Raw genomic sequence first — 21,979 nt, 5'->3', positions numbered from 1 at the left:
CAGCTCGCCAAACTACCCGCGTCGGGTGATCAGTCTTCGGGATTGTCGGGGAACGCCGTCTGCTGGTAGCCACCACGCAGCGTGCCCTCGATGTACGCCGCCTTGCAGGCCCGACGCGCGATCTTGCCGCTGGACGTACGCGGGATCGAACCGGCGGGAACCAGGAGGATGTCGCGTGCCGTCACGCCGTGGCGAGTCGAGATCGCCGCACGCACGGTGTCCGCGATGGGCTGCGGATCCGCCTTGCCGGCGCCCGGCGCCCGCTCGGCCACGATGACCAGCTGCTCCGACGAGTCACCCGGGTCTCGGGTGAGTCCGGCGCCGCCGTGCTCGAAGACGAAGTCGGGAAGCTGGTTCGCGGGCACGGCGAAGGCCGCCACGAAACCGGGGCGCAGGGCCGTGCTCGCGTCCTGGGCGGATGCCTCGAGGTCCTGCGGGTAGTGATTGCGGCCGTCGACGATGACCAGGTCCTTCACACGACCGGTGATGTAGAGCTCGCCGTCCACGTAGACACCGAAATCGCCGGTGCGCATCCAGTTCGCGCCCTCGGCCGCACCGTCGGCGTGGCTGTTCTCCGTCTGGCGCGAGACCAGCTTGTTGTGGAAGGTCTCCGAGGTCTCCTTCTCCCGACCCCAGTAACCCTTGCCGATGTTCTCGCCGTGCAGCCAGATCTCACCGACGTGCCCGTCGGGAACCTCGGACGCGGAGTCGGCGTCGACGATGGCGGCCCACTGGCTGCGTGCGACATAGCCGCACGACACCTGCGGAATGGAGTTGGGCGTTCCCTCGGCGACCTGGACGACACGTCCGGAGTTGAGCTCCGTGCGGTCGACGTGGATGACCTTGGCCTCGTCCGAGTGCTTGGTGGAGGAGACGAACAGTGTCGCCTCCGCCATGCCGTACGACGGCTTGATGGCCGTCTTCGGCAGTCCGTACGGCATGAACGCGTCGTTGAACTTCTTCATCGACGTGGTGGTGACCGGCTCGCTGCCGTTGATCAGGCCGATGACGTTGGACAGGTCCAGCGACTCGCCGTTCTTCGGCAGGCCGCGCTGTGCCGCGTGCTCGAACGCGAAGTTCGGTGCGGCCGCGAATGTGCCGGCACCGTCGGACACGGCGGCGAGTTCCTTGATCCATCGCCACGGCCGCTGCACGAAGGCACGCGGGCTCATGATGGTGATGTACTTGCCGCCCAGCGCCGGCAGGATCACCGTGAGCAGGCCCATGTCGTGGAACAGCGGCAGCCACGTGACGCCGCGCGAGTCGTGGTTCAGCTCGATCGCGTCGACCATCTGCAGGGCGTTGACGCCGACGGCGCGGTGCGTGATCTCCACACCGGCCGGCACGCGGGTCGATCCGGACGTGTACTGCAGGTACGCGATCGCGTCGATGTCGGTGGGCGGCTCGGTCCAGGTGGCGCCGACGCTGTCCGGGATGGCGTCGACCGCGATGATGCGGGGGCGCTGCGCTGCGGGAAGAGCGCGGAAGAACTGGCGTACACCGGCGGCCGAGTTGGTCGCGGTGAGGATCGCCGACGGCGAGCAGTCGTCGAGCACGGCGTGCAGGCGGTCGCTGTGTCCGGGCTCGTCCGGATCGAAGAGCGGTACCGCGATGGTGCCCGCGTACACGGCACCGAAGAACGCCACGACGTAGTCGAGGCCCTGCGGAGCGAGGATCGCCACGCGGTCACCGGGCGACGTCACCTGCTGCAGGCGCGCGGCCACGGCGCGCAGACGGGCACCGAACTGCGACCAGGTGAGCTCGTGCACCTCACCGTCGCGCTCCCGCGAGTAGTCCACGTAGCGGTAGGCCAGGTCGTCGCCGTTGTCCGCGACGTTCTGCTCGACGTGGCGGACCAGCGTCAGATCCTCGCGGATCACGATGTTGCCGGTGTCGTCGACGAAATCGTCGAACGAGTTACTCATCATTCTCTCCTCCGAAGCAGTGCGACACCGCCGGCTACACGACACCGCCCAGTTCTGATGTGGGCGCGGTCTGCTGGATGCACGCGCTCGTTCTCGAGCGTCGTCATCTTACTCACCGGTAAGTCTCACCGGTCCCGCTCACCGATCGTGACAGCGAGAACCACAAGCATGGTACAGACCCGCCGAGCGACGACCGTCATTCTCCCGCCAGCAGCGGAATGACCGGAGCGAAGGCGTCCATCTGCGTCGGGAATACACCGACGTACGACATCGTCGTCCGGGCCCGCACGTTCCGGATCTGGTCCGCGATCTCCTCGAAGCTCCCGATCGCGATGTACGGCGACTCCAGGATCTGCTCGACGGTCAGACGGGTGTCGACTTCCATGTTGGGCGGGAAGCCGTTGTCGAGCGCACCGATGACCATCTCCGCCGTCTGCTCCCGATCGTCCGAGATCAGGATGGTCGTGATGGTCCAGTTCAGCTCGATGTCGGCGAACCGGTCGCCCGCAGCGGCGCGGATGAGCTCGACACGCTCGATGCTCTTCTCCATGGTGATCTCGGACAGCTTGAGCTTGCCCTCGCGCGTGGTGCTGGGGACCAGGGAGATGATGTCGGCGTGCTTGGCTGCCATCGCGAGCATCTTCGGGCCGCCGCCGCCCACGGCGATGGGAGGCCGGGGGCCCTGGCGCGGCCGCGGGCTGCCCTGCAACCCGTTCACCTGGTAGTGCTTGCCCTGGAAGTGGCACTCCTGCCCACGCATCAGGGTGTCGAGAATGGTGAGCGACTCGTCGAGCTTCTCGATGCGCACACCGGGGCTCTCGTAGGCGATGCCCGCCTTGTCGTACTCCTCCTTGAGCCAGCCCGCACCGATGCCCAGCTCGAGCCGTCCGCCGGAGATCTGGTCGATGGTCGTCGCGTCCTTCGCCAGCACCGCCGGGTGACGGAAACCGTTCGCGAGGACTGCGGTCCCGAGGCGGATCTTGTCGGTGGCGACGGCCAGCGCGCCGAGCGCGGCGATGGGGCCGACCTGGTTGCCCAGGTGGTCGGGAATCATGAAGCTGTCGAAACCCAGCTCCTCCGCCTTCTGCGCCAACTTCACGAAACGCCGTGCGCCGCCCTCGTCCGGGTTGCCCTCACCACCTGCCGCGAAGCGGAACGTGCGCAGTGGCGCAGTGGTGGCCGCGGCGTCGGCAGAACTCATGAATTTTCTCTCCTGCAGCGTCGAGGGAAGGTGCGGTGGCCGGAGTCGAAGCCGACTCGCCACTCTAACCGTTACCGGCTCGAGACCAAAGTTGCCCCGCGCAGCACCTTCCGTCAGCTGTGAGCAGGCGTCGGAGCCGACGCGACGAGCCCCGCCGCCCAGTTCGCCGTCCACTGTGTGGCGGTGGTGCCGGCGTCGTCGACGACGTACCGAGCGTAGTTGCCGTGCACCGGATTACCCGCCGCACCGGCCAGTGCGGTCAGCGACGACGGGATGTTCCGGAGCGACATCGCCTCGGGCGGCGCCGCGCAGATGAGGTCGCCGGGAGCGCAGATCGAGAAGGTCCGATCGGCGAGCGCACCGAACCCACCCTGGCGGGCACCGGTCATGGTGATTCCGGGTACGTCGAGACCGCCGAGAGCCACCTCCGCGCCCACGCCGTCCACCGGCGGGCCGATCTGCTGCGCGCTGGTGCCGTCGCGTCGGCCGTCCGCGATTACGGTGACGCCGAGGACTCGCTCCGCCGGAACCGGACCCGCCCCTGCGCCGATCGACGCGGCGAGATCGCCGACGATGACTGCTCCCTGCGAGAACCCTGCGAGCACGTAGGACGTGAGCGGGCACTCCGAGGACCGCTGCGCCAGGATCTCGTTCGCCTTCGCGGCGCCCTCCGACCGGCTGACGTTGTACGAGGCCTGGCCGTCGGGCGGGAACGCGATGGGATTCGAGAACTGCGCGACGTACGGAACCGTGTAGACCTCGGCGCGCTCGGGGCCGAACTGCTGCTGCAGCGGCTGAGTCACGTTCAGCATCAACGAGATCGGGTTCGCGGTGGGAGCGTAGGGATCGTCCGCCGCGTTCGACTCCCACGTGCCCGGCACCGAGAGCACGAACACGTCGGGGCACGACGCCGGCTGCGAGGTGGGCGGCTCGGCGCCGGGAACCTGCGGCTCACCGGGACCGGGTGTCGTCAGTCGACCCGCGAGCAGGTACCAGAGCAACAGCAGGACGAGGACGACGACGAGCGCGACCGCGAGCAGGACGAGCAGTGTGCGCGCCACCGAACGCCGACGCGGCGGCCCGGGCCGACCGGATCGTGTCACGAGGCGCCGCCTATCCGCAGTACGTCGAGCGCGCGACGTCGACGTACGTCTGTGCGGTCCGCGACGCGTCCTCGGCGCTGATGGTCGCACCGGACGCCGACGCCTCGGCACCGACGTTCGCGGTGACGAAGGTGAGGACCTGGTCGTCCGCCACACCCTCGGACTGGGCGGCGCAGATGTAGCTCGCCGTGCCGATGGCGATGTCGCCGTTGCCGGCCACCGTGACGCCGCGGGACTTCAGAGCGTCGAGGAACGCGGTTCCACGTGCGTCGATCGGCACCTCGGTCGGGCCGGGGAAGCCACTGGGCACCGGCTCCGCCTCGTCGGGAGCGGTCGCCGCCGCGCCCGGACTCGTGGTCGCGCCAGGCGAGGTCGACGTGGCGGACGCGGACGTGGAGGTCGGCGCCTCCGTCGTGGTCGCAGCGGCGGTGGCGCTCGACGTGAGGGACGGCGTGCTGCTGGCCGAGGAGTCGTCGCCGCCGCACGCGGTGAGCAGAGCGCCGGCCGCGACGGCCAGCATCACGGGAGCGACGGTGGTGGCGAACCTCGAGGTCACGAAAACGTCCTTACTGTCATCGGGGCACGGCAACTGACAGCGGACGGTACCGGCACGGTCTGAGAGGACTCTGTGTGCGGGAAGGCCGGAGGCCGGCCGCCGAGGCGAAGTCCCACCGTGTCGGCACCGCCCGGTGTCGGGTCAGGGAACGATCTGGACGACGCCGTCCCGCACCGTCACGAAGCCGTTCTGGAAGTTCTGCTGGACACCGCCGGGAATGTCGAACTGATCGCTGGTGACGTATCCCAGGCGACCGTTCTCGTAACCGGCGCTCTTCCACGCGTCGAATATCTGGCCGTTGAGGATGGACCACGCGCCGGTCGCGGGCGACCAGTAGATGTTGCCGCCCTGGAACTCGGTGAAACGACCGCCGTCACGGACCGGGACCTCGTTGGTCTTCGCGAAGCCGAGTGCCCCGTTCTCCCACCCGAGCTGGCCGTACTTCTCCATGATCTTGCCCATCACGGCGTGTGTGCCGGTGTCGGGCGAGAAGTACATCGCACCGATCTCGAAGCCCTGGACCGCACCCGGCTTGTTCGGGGTCTGCACCTCGTCGCGCAGCGGGTAGCCCAGCGGCCCACCCTCGTAGCCCTGGCGGGCCCACTCGTCGAGGATCGCGCCGCGCACTGCGTGCGCACCGGTCTGCGGGGTCCAGTAGACCATTCCGTTGCGGAACGAGTTGTAGCGTCCACGGCCGTCCGGGGTTCCGAGCTCACCCGACAGCGGCATGCCCAGCGCGCCGGCCGGACCACCGTTGGCCGCGTACGCGCCACCGATCGCACCGGCGACCACGTTCGTGCCCCCGTCGGAGGAGAAGATGCGACCGAACCGGAAGTCCTGTGCGCGCCCACCCGCGACGTCGTACTCGGAGGTGAGGCAGTCGCCGAGCCATCCGTTGGCGCTCGCGGTGCCGCCGATGTTCCCGCCGACGCTGCACGCGGGCTTGTCCACCTCGACACCGAGGGCGGTGGCGATCTGCGGCCATGCCTGGCGGAGCTCGAACTGCCAGTACTGCCACGAGTGGGTTCCGGACGGCCGGTAGTTGATCGAGGCCGGGATGCCGAGCTTGTTGAGCTTGGTCGCGAACGTCTGCGACGTGAGCCGCGACAGGATCTCGAGACCCATGCCGGCGTAGTTGGTGCTGATGCCGGGGATGTCGGACTGCTGGTCGTACGGTCCGGCGGTACCGCTGCCGCTCGAGACGTACAGGCTCATGCCCTTCAGCTTCTCCGCGAGAACGTACGGGTCGTGCTGAGCCCACAGCTCGCTCGACGGCACGCCCCACATGGCACCGGCGTCGAAGCCGCCCGCGTCCTGCATGGCGTACCCGATGGCCTGCGGCATGCCGAGCGTCGTGGTGCTGAGGATGCCGGAGAACGATCCGGCGAATCGGAAGAAGCCCGGGTTCCGCGCCGAGAGCGTCATCGCGGCGGTGCCGCCCATGGAGAGACCGGCGACCGCGCGCGTCTGGTTGGAGCGCCAGTCACGCTCGAGAATGGGCGGGAGCTCCTTGGTCAGGAACGTCTCCCACTTGTAGTTCCGGCCGTTGTTCTGCTCGGCCCAGTCGGAGTAGAAGCTCGACTGACCGCCGACGGGCAGCACGACGTTGACGTTCTTGTCGGCGAACCAGGACTCGGCATCGGTCTCGGCGGTCCAGCCGTTCTCGGTGTCGGTCGCGCGCATGCCGTCGAGCATCCACACCGACGGGAACGTGGCCTGCGGGTTCTTGTTCCAGTCGCGCGCGAGCAGCAGCTGCACCTGGATCGGGACTCCCATGGACGGCGAGTTCACCCACACCGCGACACGGCGGTCGGTGATCCAATCGACCGCGGACACGGTGGCGCCGGCATCCGCCTGCGCGCGCAGCGGCGCTGACTGGACCGGTGCCGCGTGGACCGGAGACGCGACCGCCGTGGCGGCCTGGCCCCCTGCGAGCGGAAGAACCAGCGTGACCGCCAGGGCGGACAGGATCCGCGCTCTCCGGCCGTTCGGAACTCGCATGTGTGGGACTCGCTTCCTCGAAACGTCAGACTGTGCGGGGCCGTCGGCGTGCCGGAGAGGTCCGGTCCGTCGAGAGTGCCGCCGATCTTGTTCTACACGGTCACGACGACGGTCTCGGGGAGACTCGCTGTGACTGGTGGTGCAAATGTTACTGGAGTCGCCTCAGAACATGCGACAGCCCCGGACACCGTCGCCGAAGCGAGGGCCGGGGCAGTCGACTACCGAGCTGACTCAGCCGATGTTGGCCTTCAGGTCGGGCATCATCTGCACGATCTGATCGAACCAGTAACCCCACCGGTGCGTTCCCTGCGCGGGGAAGCTGTAGGTGACGTTGTTGGCGCCGATCGAGGCCATGCGGACCTGGAACGCGCGGCTGTTGGCGAGCGCCAGAGCCTCGAGGCCCATGCCGTTGGCGGTGTTGTAGTAGTCGAGCAGCGAGCCCGGACGGTCGTAGTTGCCCGGGAGGCCGCTGGCGGCCGAGACCCAGACACGCGTGCCGTTGTCACGCAGACGCGGCGCGAAGACGAACGGGTCGTTGCGGAGCCACGCCGGGTTCCAGGGCGGTCCCCACATGCTGTCGACGTTGTAGCGACCGGCGTCGAGCATCGCGACGCGGATGGCCTCGCGCATGCCGGGCGCCGAGATGTTCAGGTAGCCGGACAGCGAGCCGGCGTAGCTGAACTGGTTCGGGTGGTACGCGGCGAGCGTCAGCGCAGCGCTGCCGCCCATCGACAGACCGACGATGCCGTTGTTCTGACGCGAGAAGCCGAGGTCACCCGCTGCGAGACGGTTGGGGAGATCCTGCGTCAGGAACGTCTCCCACTTGTACGTGATCTGCTGGCCGTTGAAGTTCGACGGTGCGTACCAGTCGGTGTAGAAGCTGGACTCACCGCCGACCGGCTGGACGACGTTGATGTTGTTGTCCGAGAGGAACGAGCCCGCATTGGTCTCGTGCTCCCAGCCGCTGATGTCCGGCGTCGCGCGGAGACCGTCGAGGAGGTACACGACCTTCGACGTGTTGCCGTCGGCGGCGCGCCAGACGCGACTCTTGATCGGACCCATGGACGAGTCGGACCAGACGTCGAATCCGGCACGGATCTCGGCGTTGGCAGTGGCTCCGGTGCCCACGACCGCGAGGCCGAGGGGGATGGCGGCGGCCATCACGACGGAGACGAGGGCCTGACGCATACGTCGGCCCACTCGGGGGGTGCGCAGGCGTGAAGCCTTACGCGGCAGAGCGCTGTCGTCACCAGCGACATCGGTAACGGACCCGTCACGCATACATTCGGCCTCTCACAGTTCCGTGCAGCCGGACGGCCGCACCGCTTCGTCGATCGATATCCGGTCACGCTCCGAGGAAGACCTCGGAACCTGAACCATCGGTCTCGTCTTCCGCGCACGATCGCCCCGCGGGCGATCCTGCACGTCGACGCACATCATCTACACATATCTCCGCCGACGGAGACAGCGTTACACAAACGAGATGCCGGAATCCAGCCGGGACGTCGAAATCGGAATACTCACGACACCGAAACGCCATGACCCGGTGATCTCACTGTGACGCGGATCTCACTTGCCGCACATCGTCACGATGCGGGCCGCTCCGGGGGCATCTCCAAATTACACCGTTGTATTTCGTACTTCGGCACCCGGTCGAATCGGTACCCCGCGAGATCCAACGAGTGCTTGAAGTTCTGCACGAATCGGGCCCGCGTGAGCTCCGAACGGTAGGACGTCAGCAGTTCCTGCGTCTCCGGACAGGTCAACGCGACCTGCGCCTGCTCCACCCATTCCTCGTCCAGATAGAACGGCAGGAAGGGATGCACGTCCACCATTCCGGTGTCCGCGACCACCCAGTCCGTGTACAGGTTCTTGTCGTGTCCGATGCGGCCGTTGTCGAGCCGTTCCGTGTGCGCCGCCAACGGATACGCCAGGCCCATCTGATCCAGCACCCGGACGTCGAGCCCCACGTTCATGCTGGTCATTCCCAAGTTGAGGAAGTAGACGACGTGCTCGTCGCCGCCCTCGGGAATCGGCAGGGGCGGCGGCACCACGTCCCAGTAGGTGAACTGCGCGGACGGCAGCAACAGACCGCCGTCCGGCGTGTTCTCGATGGTCTGCACCATTGCCCGCATGCGCGGGTAGTCCAGGTAGTCGCTGGCCAGGATCGGATGGCGGTGGCCGGTGTTCTCGGAGTAGAAGGCCCGCTCGTCGACGATGCCGCTACGCCCGACCGTCGTGCCCTGCGGCATGCCGGTGGTGGTGGCCGCGAAGACCGCCCAGACGACCACGCCGAGCCACAGCGCGACGCACGACACCAGCGCCACGATCCCGCGCCGCAGCGGGATCGGCACGACGGCGACCGGGAGCAGCAGCAGGAACAGCGCGGGGAGCAGAGTGCGGCCGTGCATGAAGTCGCCGCCCACGCGCACGGCGTACACCGTGGAGATCAGACCCGACACGAGCGCGAAGACCACCACGGCGCTCGGCGTCCGGATCCGCGAGACCAGTCCGGCGAGACCGCTCGGCGCCTCGCCACGGCGAGCCGCACCGGGCCCGATCCGGGTGGCGGCCAGTGCCGCGGCCACGACGACCAGCACCGCGGGCACCCACAGGGCGTAGGGCCCCACGAGGTTCCACAGATACGTCGAACCCTGCGCCCACTTGGCGCCGCCGGCGTCCTTCGACACCGCGGTGTTCGGGTACGGCAGCGCGTAGTAGCCCATGCGCCAGATCTGGTAGCCCACCGGGAGCAGACCGGCGACCACGACGACGGCTCCGCGGCGGATCCATCCCGACGTCGCGACGACGAGCATGAGGAGCGCGAGGCCGCCGACGATGACGAGTTCCGGGCGGACGAGGGGCGACAGTCCGCCCCAGAACGCGATGACGAGCACGAGTGCCGTCGACGGGTTCTCCACCCGCCGGTCCGCCCACCGGAGCATCAGCCACCACAGGACCGCGATCCAGAAGATGACCAGGCACGACTCGAGGCCGGACGTCGCGAAGTCGCGTGCCGGCGGTGCGGCGATGTAGACGAGCGCTCCTGCGGGGAGCACGAGCACCGCGCGCCCGGCGTACAGGCGTGCCGTGCCGATCATCGCGACCGTGACGGCCGCCGTCGTCAGCACGAGGGCGATGGTCAGCACCACGTACTCGAGGCGGACACCGCTGAGCCACGAGAAGGCGTACACGACGTAGGTCCAGGCGGCGCTCGTGTTGGTCTCGACGCGCTCGCCCGCGTTGAACACCGGCCCGTTGCCGGCCAGGAGGTTGCGTACCGTGCGCAGCACGATCAGTCCGTCGTCCGCGATCCAACGGCGGTCCCAGGCGCCCCAGAAGGTCAGCACCGCGACCACGGCGATACCGGCGACGCCGGTCGCTCGGGCCCACCCGGGCGCTCCCACCCGGTCCTCGGCCCGCGACTGCTCGTCGCCGGTACGTTCTGTCAGTTCCTCATGCGAGGTAGACAGCGACACCCACCACTCCGATCCACACGATGGCGAGCATCTGGAGCACCCGGTCCCCGAGTGCGATCTCCTCGGGCTCGCCCGCTTCGCCACCGTCCACGTCCACTGCGTACCGCAGGATAGCGACAGTGAAGGGAACCATCGAGATCGCGAAGAGGGAACTGCCGTTCTTCGCGTCCTGGTCGAAGGCCCACAGTCCGTAGCAGATGACGACGGCCGTGGCGCTGAGCGTCCACACGAACCGCAGGTAGGTGGTGGTGTAGTTCTCCAGCGACTTGCGGATCTTGGCGCCGGTGCGTTCGGCGAGCTGCAGTTCGGCGTACCGCTTGCCGGCTGCCATGAACAGCGATCCGAAGGCCATGATCAGCAGGAACCACTGCGACAGCGGGATGTCGGCCGCCACGCCGCCCGCGATCGCGCGCAGCAGGAAGCCGGACGAGACGATGCAGATGTCGAGCACCGCCTGGTGCTTCAGGCCGAAGCAGTACGCGAGCTGGACCGCGATGTAGACGCCCATGACCACGGCGAGGTTCCAGTTGGCCAGGAACGAGAGCCCGATCGCGCCGCCGAGCAGCACCACCGCCATCGCGAAGGCCAGGTTGACCGGGAGGACACCCGCCGCGATGGGACGGAATCGCTTGGTGGGGTGCGCCCGGTCCGCCTCGACGTCCATCGCGTCGTTGACCAGATAGATGCCCGACGCGGCCATGCAGAAGACGAGGAACGCGAGCGCGACCGGCAGGAGCACCGAGCTCTCGGTGACCGAGCCGGCAGCCAGGGGCGCCGCCAGGACCAGCACGTTCTTGACCCACTGGCGCGGGCGCACCGCCTTTACGATGCCCGTGGCCAGGTTCTTCGGGGGCGCGCCGACGACGGCGGGTTCCTCGCTCATGCTGCTCCTGCTGTCGTGGCCGCTGCGTCTCCGCCGGTCAGGCCGAATCGGACCGCCGCGTTCTTCTCGGCTCGCACCGTCGCCGCCGCGGACAGCGCGCCGAGCGCGGAGCCCACGAGTACGTCGGAAGGGTAGTGAACACCGAGCACCAGGCGCGACACCAGCATCGCGGGCACCAGCACCGGTGCCACGGGCAGACCGCTCGCGCGGCCGATCAGCAGCGCCGCGGCCGTGGTGGACGTCGCGTGCGACGACGGGAAGCTGAACCGGCTGGGCGTGGAGACGCCGACGCGCACGGACGGATGGGTCGGGCGCCGACGCCGCGAGATGCGCTTGACGACGATCGACGCCGCGTGCGCACCGACGGCACCGACCGCGACCGACGCCCACTGCTCGCGCCGCGCCGAGTCGACCACGGCACCGACACCGCCGATGGCGATCCACCCGAGGGCGTGCTCACCGAAGTGCGACATCCCCCGAGCGACACGCACGGCGCCCGGCAGTGATCCGACGCTGCCCTGCACCGCGGTGAGGACCCGCAGGTCGGTTCGAACCAGGTTGTCAGTTCGGATAGGAGAAGACACGTTCCCAACGCTCCTTGCTGGTGAGTTCGGGCACGGCGCGACGGTACCGGTCGGACAGCTCGGGGAAGCGCGACGCCAGCTCGCGGCGCAGCGAGAGCGCCTCTCCGAGCAGCGCGGAGGCGATCTTCGGATCCCGCTTGCGGTACACGACGCCGCGTCCGTCGGCGGTGGTGACGGTGACACCGTCGACCTGCGAGAGCAGGTACCAGCGCGCATCGAGCGTCGGCACGTTGAGCTGGGGACGGTCGTGGTGCTGCCGCTGCGCACCTCGGGCGTTGTGGATCAGGCCCTTCGCCAGCCGGGACACCTTGGCCACGGCGCCGACCGGCTCGGCGACGGCGGGAACGTCCGCGCCGCTGGCCGGCGGGAGCAACGTCGACGACGGGACGACCACGGCGTCGGGGTACTGCCTGCGTACCCGGTGCACCTCGGCGAGCGCCGTCGGCAGGATGTCCATGATGTGCTCGGGGCCGGCGAGGAAGTCGCGGATCGCCATGTTCTGGATCGCGACCGTGGAGTACTCGAGGCACAGCAGATGCTTCATCGTGGCCTTGACGGTGTTCACCACGAGGCCGCGGGCGGAACCCGGGGAGTGCAACGCCGCCACCACGAGGCGGTTGCGCAGGTGGAAGTACGCCTGCCAGTCGATGGCGTCGTCCTTGTCGCTCCACGCCATGTGCCAGATCGCGGCCCCCGGCAGAGTCACCGTGGGGAACCCGGCCTCGCGGGCTCGCAGTCCGTACTCGGCGTCGTCCCACTTGATGAACAGCGGCAGCGGCTGACCGATCGTCTCGGCGACCACCCGCGGGATGAGGCACATCCACCAGCCGTTGTAGTCGACGTCGATCCGGCGGTGCAGCAGTGTCGACTCGCGGAGCGGCTTCTCGGCGAAGTCGTGGTCGTACTCGACGTTCTGGGCGCCACCCCACATGAAGATGCCGGTGTCGATCTTCTCGCCCATCACGTGCAGGTGACTTCGTGCCTGCAGGTTGAGCATCTGGCCACCGACGAGTGTCGGCACCTTCGCGAAGCGGGCCATGGCGAGCGCCCGCAGGATCGAGTCGGGCTCGATCTCGATGTCGTCGTCCATGAAGAGGATGTGCTCGGCGTCGGTGTTCTCGAGCGCCTCGTACATGATCCGGCTGTATCCGCCGGATCCACCGAGGTTGGCCTGGTCGTGGATGCTGAGGAGATCGCCGAACGCGGCCGCGGCGTCGTCGAATCCGGGCTCGTCGCGCACCTTGCGGGTGCCCTGGTCGGGCACGATGACGGCGTCGACGACGGCCATGACCAGTGGATCGGACGCGATCGCCGTCAGCGCCTTCACGCAGTCCGTCGGCCGGTTGAACGTGGGGATGCCGATGGCCACGGACGCGCGTCCGGGCGCGTCGACGGGTGCGAACCACCCGGCGGACCGCACCTCGACGTCGGTGTCCGTGGTGACGTCGAACCAGATCCATCCGCCGTCCTCGAAGGGACCGAGCTCGACGACGAACTCGAGAGTCGTGACGTCGCCGTCGACCGTCGTCGCGTCGTCGGTGTCGCCGCCCTGGACGTGGATCCGGGACCCGTCCGCCTTCGAGCGGTAGACGTCGACGCGGCAGTGGCCGATCAGCTCGACCCGCAGGACGACGGAATCCAGCGTGCTCCACCGTCGCCAGTAGCTCGCCGGGAACGCGTTGAAGTACGTGCCGAAGGAGACCTCCGACTCGGATCCGATGGACACCGAGGTGCGAGAGAGCGAATGCGCGCGGCGCGGGTTGGTGCGGGCCTCGTCCGTGTACAGGGTGCGGACGTCGAGCGGCTCACCGGCGCGCGGGAGCAGGATGCGTTGGAGCAGCGACCGCCCCAGCAACTGGTCCTCGCTCACGCCGAATCACCCAGTGGGGCACCGGATTCGAGGTGCGCGCGCAACGTGTTCTCGAACGTGGTGAGCGCACTGGCGATGGCCATGTGCATGTCGAGGTACTGGTAGGTGCCCAGTCGGCCGCCGAACAGGACGGAGTTCTCGGCCGTCTCCTGCTTGGCGCGGGCCCGGTAGGCCGCCAGCTTCGCGCGGTCGTCGGGAGTGTTGATGGGGTAGTACGGCTCGTCTCCCGACTCCGCGAACCGGGAGTACTCGCGCATGATGACCGTCTTGTCCGCGGGGTAGTCGCGCTCGGGATGGAAGTGCCGGAACTCGTGGATGCGCGTGTAGGGCACGTCCGCATCGTTGTAGTTCATCACCGGGGTGCCCTGGAAGTCACCGGTGTCGAGCACCTCGGTCTCGAAGTCGAGTGTGCGCCAACCCAGTTCGCCCTCGGAGTAGTCGAAGTACCGGTCCAGCGGTCCCGTGTAGACGATCGGCGCGTCCGGGCTCTCGGCCCGGAGTTCGTCACGGACGTCGAACCAGTCCGTGTCCAGCCGGACCTCGATGAGGTCACTCTTCGCCATGTTCTCGAGCCACGCGGTGTAGCCGTCGACGGGCAGACCCTCGTGGGTGTCGTTGAAGTAGCGGTTGTCGAAGGTGTAGCGGACCGGGAGCCGCGCGATGTTGCCCGCGGGCAGATCCTTGGGATCGGTCTGCCACTGCTTGGCGGTGTAGTCGCGGACGAACGCCTCGTACAGCGGGCGGCCGATCAGCGCGATGGCCTTCTCCTCGAGGTTCGCGGCGTCCTCGACCGAGATCTCGCTGGACTGCTCCTCGATGAGCGCGCGCGCCTCGGCGGGAGTGAAGTAGCGGCCGAAGAACTGGGACACCAGGCCCAGGCCCATCGGGAACTGGTACGCCTGGCCCTTGTGCAGGGCGAACACGCGGTGCTGGTAGCCCGTGAACTCGGTGAAGCGAGTGACGTACTCCCACACCTTCTCGTTCGACGTGTGGAAGAGGTGGGCGCCGTACTTGTGGATCTCGATGCCGGTACCGGGCTCGGGTTCGGAGTAGGCATTGCCTCCGATGTGGGAGCGCCGGTCGAGCACGAGCACTCGTTTTCCCAGTTCCGCGGCACTCCGCTCGGCGATCGTGAGGCCGTAGAAACCGGACCCCACGACGATCAGGTCGTACCGTCCTCGCGAAGTATCAGTCACGGGTGACCAGGGTATCCGACGCTGTGTAGTCGTCCCGCAACCCGCACGTCGACCCTCCCGACGGGCGAATCGTTCGAACACCTGGCCGAACCCTCTACTTGAGGTTGATGGTTGGTGTTTCTGTGGTTAGTGTGGCGCTTGTTGCGCATCATCTATCACATGAGTCACATCCGTCACATGTGACGGTGATCGCGGGGCAACGTCTACCAGGGGAGAAATCGTCTTGCACCGTCGACCGAAGCCGTCACTGATTCTGGGTGTCGTCGCCGCACTCGCGGTCACGAGTCCTGTCGTGGTCTACGCCGTCGGGGACAGCACCACCGGAGTGCGCGCGGCCAACGACACGACCACCGTCGTTCCCACGCAGATCGCCAAGCTGGCGCTCGCGAACGCACCCGACATCGTCATCCCCGTGAAGGAACTCACCGGGCTGGATCTGCCGGACATCGACCTGGGGTCGCTGCGCGATCTGTCGCTGCCCGACTCTTTCGAGATCCCGTCCATCCCCGGACTCACGGTTCCCGAGGTGCCCGCCGCGTCGCCCACCGATCCGGCTGCCCCCGCGCCGTCCGAGGTGGACGGCTCGCAGGACGGCGCCGTGGTCAAGGAGGTGTCCCAGGACACCCCCTTCAGCATGGTCGCGCTGACGGCCGACCAGCTCGGCTCTGCGGTGGCCCGTGTGCGTGCCCAGCTCGACGACGGTTCCTGGGGTCCGTGGAACGAGACGCAGTCCATCGACACCGGTCGCACCGATTCGGACGTGCCCGCCGTCGCCAACGGCACGGAGCCCATCTACGTGGGCCTGACCAAGCGCGTCCAGTTCCTGCTGAGCCCCACCGTCCCGGCCGGCGCCGTGCTGAACCCCGCCGACCCGGCCTTCCCGGTCGAGCCGCCGGCACCCGCTCCCGAGGCGGCACCGGCACCCGAGGCGGCTCCCGCTCCCGACGCGGCCGATCCCTTCGCGCCGGCACCCGAGCTCGGCTACGTCCCGGCGTCGTCGTCCCGCCCGCTACGGGCCCAGCCGATCGCGAACGCCCTCGCGGACGCGACCGCCGTGCTCATCACGCCCGGCACCTCGGCGGCCGACAGCACGCTGAGTGACATCGCGACCCCCGTCGACGGCTCCGGCCCCGCCGTGATCACCCGCGCCCAGTGGGGAGCGGACGAGTCGAAGCGCTGCGGTTCGCCCACGTACGACGACTCTCTCGGCGGCGCCACGGTGCACCACACCGCGGGCAGCAACAACTACAGCAAGGACGAGTCCGCGGGCATCGTCCGGGCGATCTACGCGTACCACGCGCAGACACTGGGCTGGTGCGACATCGGTTACAACGTGCTGGTGGACAAGTACGGCCAGGTGTTCGAGGGCCGCGCAGGTGGCCTCGATCGCAACGTCGAGGGCGCGCACGCGGGCGGCTTCAACGAGAACACCATGGGCATCGCGCTGATGGGCGACTACAGCTCGGAGCAGCCGACGCAGGAGTCGCTCGACGCTGCCGGCAAGTTCCTCGGGTGGCGTCTCGGCAAGGCCGGCCTGGACCCGAAGGGGACCACCACGATGACGTCCGAGGGCACGCAGTACACGTTCGTCCAGCAGGGCCGCTCGATCGATCTCCCGGTGATCTTCGCGCACCGCGACGTCGGCAACACCGAGTGCCCGGGCGACGCCGCCTACGCACGTATGGACGACATCCGGTCCATCGCGGCAGCCAACCTGAACGGGACCGGCACCCCGACACCGGCGGAGCCCGGTACCGGGACCTCGACCGACGAGGGCCTGGTGGCGCCGCCCGTCGCCGCTCCCCCGAGTGTCGACGCGTCGTCACCGGCACCCGGCAACACGCTGACCGGGCTCGTGTCCGAACTCCTCGCGATGGGCGTTCAGAACCCGATCGTGCAGAAGTGGGTCGCAGAGGGCGGTGAGTCGGGTCGACTCGGCGCCGCCCTGACCGGACTGCTCCCCGCACCCGAGGGACAGACCCGCGCGGACTTCGCCAACGGATCGATCTACACGACGCCCACCGGCCAGGTGGTCTCGGTGCTCGGCCAGATCTTCAAGCAGTTCGTCGCCATGGGCTCGGAGTCCGGATCCCTCGGACTGCCGACGTCCGACGAGTACCGCATCCCGAACGGATGGCAGTCCGACTTCGAGAACGGGTCGCTCTCGTTCGACGAGATCACGGGCATCGTGACGACGGTCGTGAAGACCTTCACCGACACGTACACCGCGGAGATGAACGCCGGCGCGCCGGTGGACGCTCCCGCACCGGCCCCCGAGGCTGCCCCGGCTCCCGAGGCAGCGCCCGTCGGCTGATCGTTCTCCTCTAGCTCCACCACCGTTCGAGCACGCGGGCGACGCCGTCGTCCGCGTTGCTCGTGGTGACCTCGTCGGCCGCGGCGATCGCAGCAGGGTGCGCATTGCCCATCGCGACGCCGTGGCCGACCATCGTCAGCATCGGCACGTCGTTCGGCATGTCTCCGAAGGCGATCATCTCGGACGCGTCGATGCCGAGAGTGCGCGCGATCTCCAGCAGTCCCGACGCCTTCGACACCCCGGGCGGACTCAGTTCGATCAGCCCGTTGTCGGTCGAGAAGGTCACGTCGGCGAGGTGCTCCACATGGGACGTCAGCGCGGCCGCCATGTCCCCGCTCGTCATCGACGACTGCCGGATCAACAATTTCACGGCGGGGGCGGACAGCACCTCCTCCGAGGACGTCTCGGTGTTGTCGGGGTTGAGCCACGCGTGCTCGTAGCCGGGGGAGCTCACGAACTGCGGCGTCGCCGCGTCGTGCGCGCTGCGGCCGACCCGCTCCACCGCGAGGCCGCACCCGGCGATGAGGGACTCCGCAAGAGCGGCCAGCTCGGCCAGATCGGTCACGCTCAACGTCCGCGCCGACACGACCACGTCGTTCTCGCTGTCGTAGATCACGGCGCCGTTGGCGCACACGGCCATGGGCGCGTGACCCAGCTGCTCGACGATGGGCCCGATCCACCTCGGCGGTCGACCCGTCGACAGCACGAAGGTGTCCCCGGCCGCCACGACGGCGTGCACCGCGGCCTTCGTTCGAGCCGTCACGCGCTCGTGGTGGTCGATGAGCGTTCCGTCGACGTCCGATGCGACGAGCCGCGGCCGTCCGGTCTCGCCGGGAGTGACGGGTCGCTGTGTGGGCTGCATCGGTCAAGTTTGCCCGACGGGGTTCCGCGACGTCTCCAGCGACGCACGAATATGGCGTGGAGGACGCGATCGACCGGCCGTAGTCTGACGTCCTGTGTCCCATCTCGAACTGTCCGACGTCGACTACTTCCTGCCCGACGGCCGCCAACTGCTGGACGGCGTGTCCTTCCGGGTCGGTGACGGCGCCAAGACCGCACTGATCGGACCCAACGGCACCGGCAAGACCACCATCACCCGCATCGTCGCCGGTGACGTGCCGCCGGACGAGGGGAGCGTGACGCGCTCCGGAACGCTCGGGGTGATGCGGCAGTTCGTCGGCCAGGTGCGCGACGAGTCGACGGTGCGTGACCTCCTGCTGTCCGTGTGTGCGGAGCCCGTCCGTACGGCCGCCCGGCGACTGGACGACTCCGAGAACGCGATGATCGAGCACGACGACGAAGCGACCCAGATGGCCTACGCACAGGCGCTGTCCGACTGGGGCGACATCGGTGGGTACGACCTCGAGCCGTTCTGGGACGAGGTCACCATGGCCGCGATGGGCACCTCGTTCGAACGCGCGAAATGGCGGGCCGCGTCCACGCTCAGTGGCGGCGAGCAGAAGAGGCTCGTGCTCGAGGCACTGTTCGCGGGCAACGATCAGCTGCTGCTGCTCGACGAGCCCGACAACTACCTCGACGTGCCGGGCAAGCGGTGGCTCGAGCGCACCATCGCCGCGTCGGACAAGTCGGTACTGTTCATCAGCCACGACCGAGAGTTGTTGTCCACGGCCGCAACTCGCATCGTGACACTGGAGCCAGGGATCAACGGCGCCTCGGCGTGGGTGCACGGCGGCGGCTTCTCCACCTACACCGAGGCACGCGAGAAGCGGAACGCGCGACTCGACGAGTTGAAGGCGCGGTGGGACGAGGAGCGGGTGAAACTGCAGGCGCTCGTACTGCGGCTGCGCGAGAAGGCGAAGTTCAACGACGGTGTGGCCTCGCGCTATCAGGCGGCCCGGACGAGGCTCGCGAAGTTCGAGGAGGCGGGCCCACCCGAGGCGGTGCCGCTCCGCCAGAACGTCGCTGTACGGCTCACGGGAGGACGGACCGCGAAGCGTGCACTCGTGTGCACGTCACTCGAGTTGACCGGACTCATGCAGCCCTTCGACACGGAGATCTGGTACGGCGACCGCGTGGCCGTACTGGGCTCCAACGGGTCCGGCAAATCGCACTTCCTGCGGCTGCTCGCTGCCGGCGGAACCGATCCCGACCTCGAGCACCTTCCCGTCGGCGAACTCGACCTGGCACCCGTACCGCACACGGGCACAGCCACTCTCGGTGCGCGGGTCCGCCCGGGACTGTTCGCTCAGACCCACACCCGTCCCGACCTCGAGGGCAACACATTGCTGGACATCCTGCACCGCGGGACCTCGCACCGTGACGGGATGGGACGGGAGGCCGCGTCCCGCGCACTGGACCGCTACGGGCTCTCCCGCCAGGCGGAGCAGAGGTACGACGACCTCTCCGGTGGTCAGCAGGCACGGTTGCAGATCCTGCTGTTGGAGCTGTCCGGCGCCACGATGCTTCTCCTCGACGAACCCACCGACAACCTCGACCTCGAGTCGGCCGACTCCCTGCAGGACGCGATCGTCGCGTTCGACGGAACCGTGGTCACGGTGACGCACGACCGATGGTTCGCTCGGAGTTTCGACCGGTTCCTCGTCTTCGGGGCGGACGGTCGGGTGTACGAGTCGGGTGAACCGGTGTGGGACGAGGGCCGCGTGGCACGCGCTCGATGACACCCCGCCGGACGTGACGATTCGGACACGGTGAGGCGCGTGCAACGCCGTGCGTGCGAGTCGCGCCGTTAGTGTCGGGACACATCTCGGCACGCGAAAGGGTGACTCGGCGTGGACATCATGGAACCGGTACACGGAACGGCCTACCTGCTGTCGGTCGCGGCCATCGCCGTGGCCGTCCTGCTCTTCCTCATCATGAAGGTGAAGCTCCACGCCTTCCTGTCGCTCGTTCTGGTCAGCATGGTGACGGCGGTCGCCGCAGGCATCCCGCTCGCGGACGTACCCGACACGCTCCTCTCGGGCTTCGGAGGGACACTCGGCAACGTCGCGTTGCTCGTCGCGCTGGGCGTGATGCTCGGCCGACTCCTCGAGAAGACCGGTGGGGCCCAGGTTCTCGCGGACACCCTCATCGCACGCTTCGGTGAGAAACGCGCTCCCTTCGCGCTCGGCGTCGCCGCCTTGATCTTCGGGTTCCCGATCTTCTTCGACGCCGGTCTCGTCATCTTCCTGCCGATCATCTTCTCGGTGGCGCGGCGCTTCGGCGGATCCGTCCTGCTCTACGCGCTGCCGACAGCCGGCGCCTTCGCGGCCATGCATGCGATCGTGCCGCCGCACCCGGGACCCGTGGCAGCGGCGGACCTCATGGGCGGAGACATCGGCGTCACTCTCGTCGTCGGGCTCCCGGTCGCGATCATCGCGTGGTTCCTCGGTTCCTACCTGGTCGGTACGCGCCTGGGTCGCCGGTTCGTCACCAGCCCGGCCGCGCTGTTCGCGGATGCAGCCGACGACCCCGACGCTCCGCCCGTCGCGCCACCGCGCTTCCTGGCCGTCCTCGGACTGCTCCTGTTCCCGCTGATACTCATCTGCCTGAACACCGGTGTCTCGACGCTGCAGACCGCCGGAATCGTCTCGGAGGACGCCGGGTGGGCGGACGCACTCATTCTCCTGGGGCAGACACCCGTCGCTCTGCTGCTGACGGTGCTCCTGTCGCTCGTGGTCCTGGCACCCGGACGGTTCTCCGTCTCCAAGGCCACGTCGCTCATGGACGACGCCCTGGGCCCGGTGTGCGCGATCATCCTCATCACGGGCGCCGGCGGAATGTTCGGCGGAGTCCTTCGCGCCAGCGGCATCGGTGCGTCTCTGACGGAGTCACTGTCGGATCTCGGGTTCTCGTTGATCGTGCAGGCGTTCCTCATCGCGGCGGCTCTCCGCGTCGCGCAGGGCAGCGCGACGGTGGCGCTGACGACCACTGCCGGCCTGGTCTCGGCTCAGGTGGTCGAGCTCGGGTTGGGTAACTTCGACATCGCACTGCTCGTGTTCGCGATCGCTGCGGGAGCCACCGTGCTCTCGCACGTGAACGACTCGGGTTTCTGGCTCGTCAGCCGATTCTTCGGCATGGACGAGAAGACGACTCTGAAGACTTGGACGGTCATGGAAACGACATTGGGACTCGCGGTCTTCGCGCTCGCCTCACTGCTCTGGGTGGTGTTCTGACGTGACGGACCACGCCGACGGCATTCCGAGACACATCGTCGTGATGGGTGTGTCGGGGACCGGGAAGACCACCGTCGGCAGCGCACTGGCGACGACACTGGGGAGCACCTTCATCGAGGGCGACACTTTTCATCCCAAGGCGAACATCGACAAGATGTCTGCAGGCCACCCGCTGAACGACGACGACCGTCGACCGTGGCTCGCCGCGGTGGCAGGTGAGATCGAACGAGTGGCAGACGAGGGTGGAACGTCGGTGGCGGCCTGTTCCGCCCTGACGCGGCGGTACCGGGACTGGCTGCGCGGGGGCTACCCGGATCTGTTCTTCGTCCATCTGCAAGCGGACTACGACACGCTTCTCGACCGCATGTCGCGCAGGAAGCACTTCATGCCCCCGTCTCTGCTGCAGTCGCAGTTCGACACCCTCGAGGACCTCCAGGCGGACGAGCACGGCGCGGGAGTGCCGGATGTCGACGGCGTCGAGAAGGTGGTCGCAGCTGCCATGAAGGCAGTGGGCGCCTCCCGGTAGCACCATGCCGGCCGGCGGGGGGCACGGCGAAAGTCCTTCTGCCGGTGCATGACCCGTGAATGCAGAAAGCCCCCCGACCGGTGGTCGGGGGGCTTTCTGGGAAGGGTTGTTCGGCGGTGTCCTACTCTCCCACACCCTGTCGGGTGCAGTACCATCGGCGCTGGAGGGCTTAGCTTCCGGGTTCGGAATGGGTCCGGGCGTTTCCCCT

Annotated in this window: 16 protein-coding genes and 1 rRNA gene; 4 read left to right on the top strand and 13 right to left on the bottom strand. The window is 68.3% G+C overall.

Going from position 1 to position 21,979, the window contains the following annotated elements:
- Window positions 1-29 precede the first annotated feature (29 nt).
- The 11 genes from fadD32 to glf form a co-directional block, all read right to left on the bottom strand.
- On the bottom strand, window positions 30-1,925 hold the full coding sequence (gene fadD32, locus HQ314_RS15350; protein ID WP_027507279.1) for a long-chain-fatty-acid--AMP ligase FadD32: 1,896 nt from the start codon (window positions 1,923-1,925) through the stop codon (window positions 30-32).
- Window positions 1,926-2,121: 196 nt separating this feature from the next.
- Window positions 2,122-3,126: an LLM class F420-dependent oxidoreductase gene (locus tag HQ314_RS15345; protein ID WP_027507278.1), complete on the bottom strand. Its 1,005-nt coding sequence runs from the start codon at window positions 3,124-3,126 to the stop codon at window positions 2,122-2,124.
- Between the two features lie 113 nt (window positions 3,127-3,239).
- The gene (locus HQ314_RS15340; protein ID WP_081821493.1) at window positions 3,240-4,229 is read right to left on the bottom strand and encodes a cutinase family protein; all 990 of its coding nucleotides are present in this window, start codon (window positions 4,227-4,229) and stop codon (window positions 3,240-3,242) included.
- A gap of 10 nt (window positions 4,230-4,239) precedes the next feature.
- Complete coding sequence (locus HQ314_RS15335; RefSeq protein WP_197027875.1) at window positions 4,240-4,749, bottom strand: DUF732 domain-containing protein; 510 nt, start codon at window positions 4,747-4,749, stop codon at window positions 4,240-4,242.
- Window positions 4,750-4,926: 177 nt separating this feature from the next.
- Complete coding sequence (locus HQ314_RS15330; protein ID WP_222650532.1) at window positions 4,927-6,786, bottom strand: alpha/beta hydrolase-fold protein; 1,860 nt, start codon at window positions 6,784-6,786, stop codon at window positions 4,927-4,929.
- A gap of 231 nt (window positions 6,787-7,017) precedes the next feature.
- Window positions 7,018-7,974, bottom strand: a complete 957-nt coding sequence (locus HQ314_RS15325; RefSeq protein ID WP_261770348.1) for an alpha/beta hydrolase family protein — start codon at window positions 7,972-7,974, stop codon at window positions 7,018-7,020.
- 398 nt (window positions 7,975-8,372) lie between these two features.
- Window positions 8,373-10,193: a flagellar motor control protein ZomB gene (gene zomB / locus HQ314_RS15320; RefSeq protein WP_308119466.1), complete on the bottom strand. Its 1,821-nt coding sequence runs from the start codon at window positions 10,191-10,193 to the stop codon at window positions 8,373-8,375.
- 49 nt (window positions 10,194-10,242) lie between these two features.
- On the bottom strand, window positions 10,243-11,148 hold the full coding sequence (locus HQ314_RS15315) for a decaprenyl-phosphate phosphoribosyltransferase (RefSeq protein ID WP_027507272.1): 906 nt from the start codon (window positions 11,146-11,148) through the stop codon (window positions 10,243-10,245).
- Window positions 11,145-11,690, bottom strand: coding sequence for a phosphatase PAP2 family protein (locus tag HQ314_RS15310; protein ID WP_051613706.1), 546 nt, complete (start codon window positions 11,688-11,690; stop codon window positions 11,145-11,147). The genes HQ314_RS15315 and HQ314_RS15310 overlap by 4 nt, the downstream gene beginning before the upstream one ends.
- A 19-nt stretch (window positions 11,691-11,709) precedes the next feature.
- Window positions 11,710-13,602, bottom strand: coding sequence for a glycosyltransferase (locus HQ314_RS15305; RefSeq protein ID WP_027507271.1), 1,893 nt, complete (start codon window positions 13,600-13,602; stop codon window positions 11,710-11,712).
- Entirely contained in the window at window positions 13,599-14,798 is a 1,200-nt protein-coding gene (gene glf / locus HQ314_RS15300; protein ID WP_308119433.1) for a UDP-galactopyranose mutase, read from the bottom strand. Before glf ends, HQ314_RS15305 begins: the two co-directional genes overlap by 4 nt.
- Window positions 14,799-15,021: 223 nt before the next feature.
- Between glf and HQ314_RS15295 the strand changes: the two genes are divergently transcribed.
- Entirely contained in the window at window positions 15,022-17,112 is a 2,091-nt protein-coding gene (locus HQ314_RS15295; protein WP_222650531.1) for an N-acetylmuramoyl-L-alanine amidase, read from the top strand.
- Window positions 17,113-17,122: 10 nt separating this feature from the next.
- Here HQ314_RS15295 and HQ314_RS15290 read toward each other — a convergent pair whose 3' ends face one another.
- On the bottom strand, window positions 17,123-17,974 hold the full coding sequence (locus HQ314_RS15290) for a Cof-type HAD-IIB family hydrolase (protein WP_027507268.1): 852 nt from the start codon (window positions 17,972-17,974) through the stop codon (window positions 17,123-17,125).
- Window positions 17,975-18,068: 94 nt separating this feature from the next.
- Here HQ314_RS15290 and HQ314_RS15285 point away from each other — a divergent pair, with 94 nt between their 5' ends.
- The 3 genes from HQ314_RS15285 to HQ314_RS15275 all read left to right on the top strand — a co-directional run bounded on the left by HQ314_RS15285 (window position 18,069) and on the right by HQ314_RS15275 (window position 21,771).
- Entirely contained in the window at window positions 18,069-19,751 is a 1,683-nt protein-coding gene (locus HQ314_RS15285; RefSeq protein ID WP_222633246.1) for an ABC-F family ATP-binding cassette domain-containing protein, read from the top strand.
- A 111-nt stretch (window positions 19,752-19,862) separates the two neighbouring features.
- On the top strand, window positions 19,863-21,245 hold the full coding sequence (locus HQ314_RS15280; protein WP_222650530.1) for a GntP family permease: 1,383 nt from the start codon (window positions 19,863-19,865) through the stop codon (window positions 21,243-21,245).
- A gap of 1 nt (window position 21,246) precedes the next feature.
- Window positions 21,247-21,771, top strand: coding sequence for a gluconokinase (locus HQ314_RS15275; protein ID WP_373428237.1), 525 nt, complete (start codon window positions 21,247-21,249; stop codon window positions 21,769-21,771).
- A 108-nt stretch (window positions 21,772-21,879) separates the two neighbouring features.
- Here HQ314_RS15275 and rrf read toward each other — a convergent pair.
- A 5S ribosomal RNA gene (gene rrf / locus HQ314_RS15270) occupies window positions 21,880-21,979 on the bottom strand; the annotation flags it as partial.

It is taken from the genome of Rhodococcus sp. BP-332, from assembly GCF_019836065.1.
Lineage (GTDB): Bacteria > Actinomycetota > Actinomycetes > Mycobacteriales > Mycobacteriaceae > Rhodococcoides.
The sequence above is the reverse complement of the archived record's forward strand: the minus strand, read 5'-3'. Positions and strand labels throughout refer to the sequence as shown.

Bases quoted from the DNA above. Each gene is read 5' to 3' on its own strand.
- fadD32 (WP_027507279.1), bottom strand. From the start codon at position 1,925: ATGAGTAACTCGTTCGACGATTTCGTCGACGACACCGGCAACATCGTG.
- HQ314_RS15345 (WP_027507278.1), bottom strand. From the start codon at position 3,126: ATGAGTTCTGCCGACGCCGCGGCCACCACTGCGCCACTGCGCACGTTC.
- HQ314_RS15330 (WP_222650532.1), bottom strand. From the start codon at position 6,786: ATGCGAGTTCCGAACGGCCGGAGAGCGCGGATCCTGTCCGCCCTGGCG.
- HQ314_RS15325 (WP_261770348.1), bottom strand. From the start codon at position 7,974: ATGCGTCAGGCCCTCGTCTCCGTCGTGATGGCCGCCGCCATCCCCCTC.
- HQ314_RS15290 (WP_027507268.1), bottom strand. From the start codon at position 17,974: ATGCAGCCCACACAGCGACCCGTCACTCCCGGCGAGACCGGACGGCCG.
- HQ314_RS15335 (WP_197027875.1), bottom strand. From the start codon at position 4,749: ATGCTGGCCGTCGCGGCCGGCGCTCTGCTCACCGCGTGCGGCGGCGAC.
- HQ314_RS15315 (WP_027507272.1), bottom strand. From the start codon at position 11,148: ATGAGCGAGGAACCCGCCGTCGTCGGCGCGCCCCCGAAGAACCTGGCC.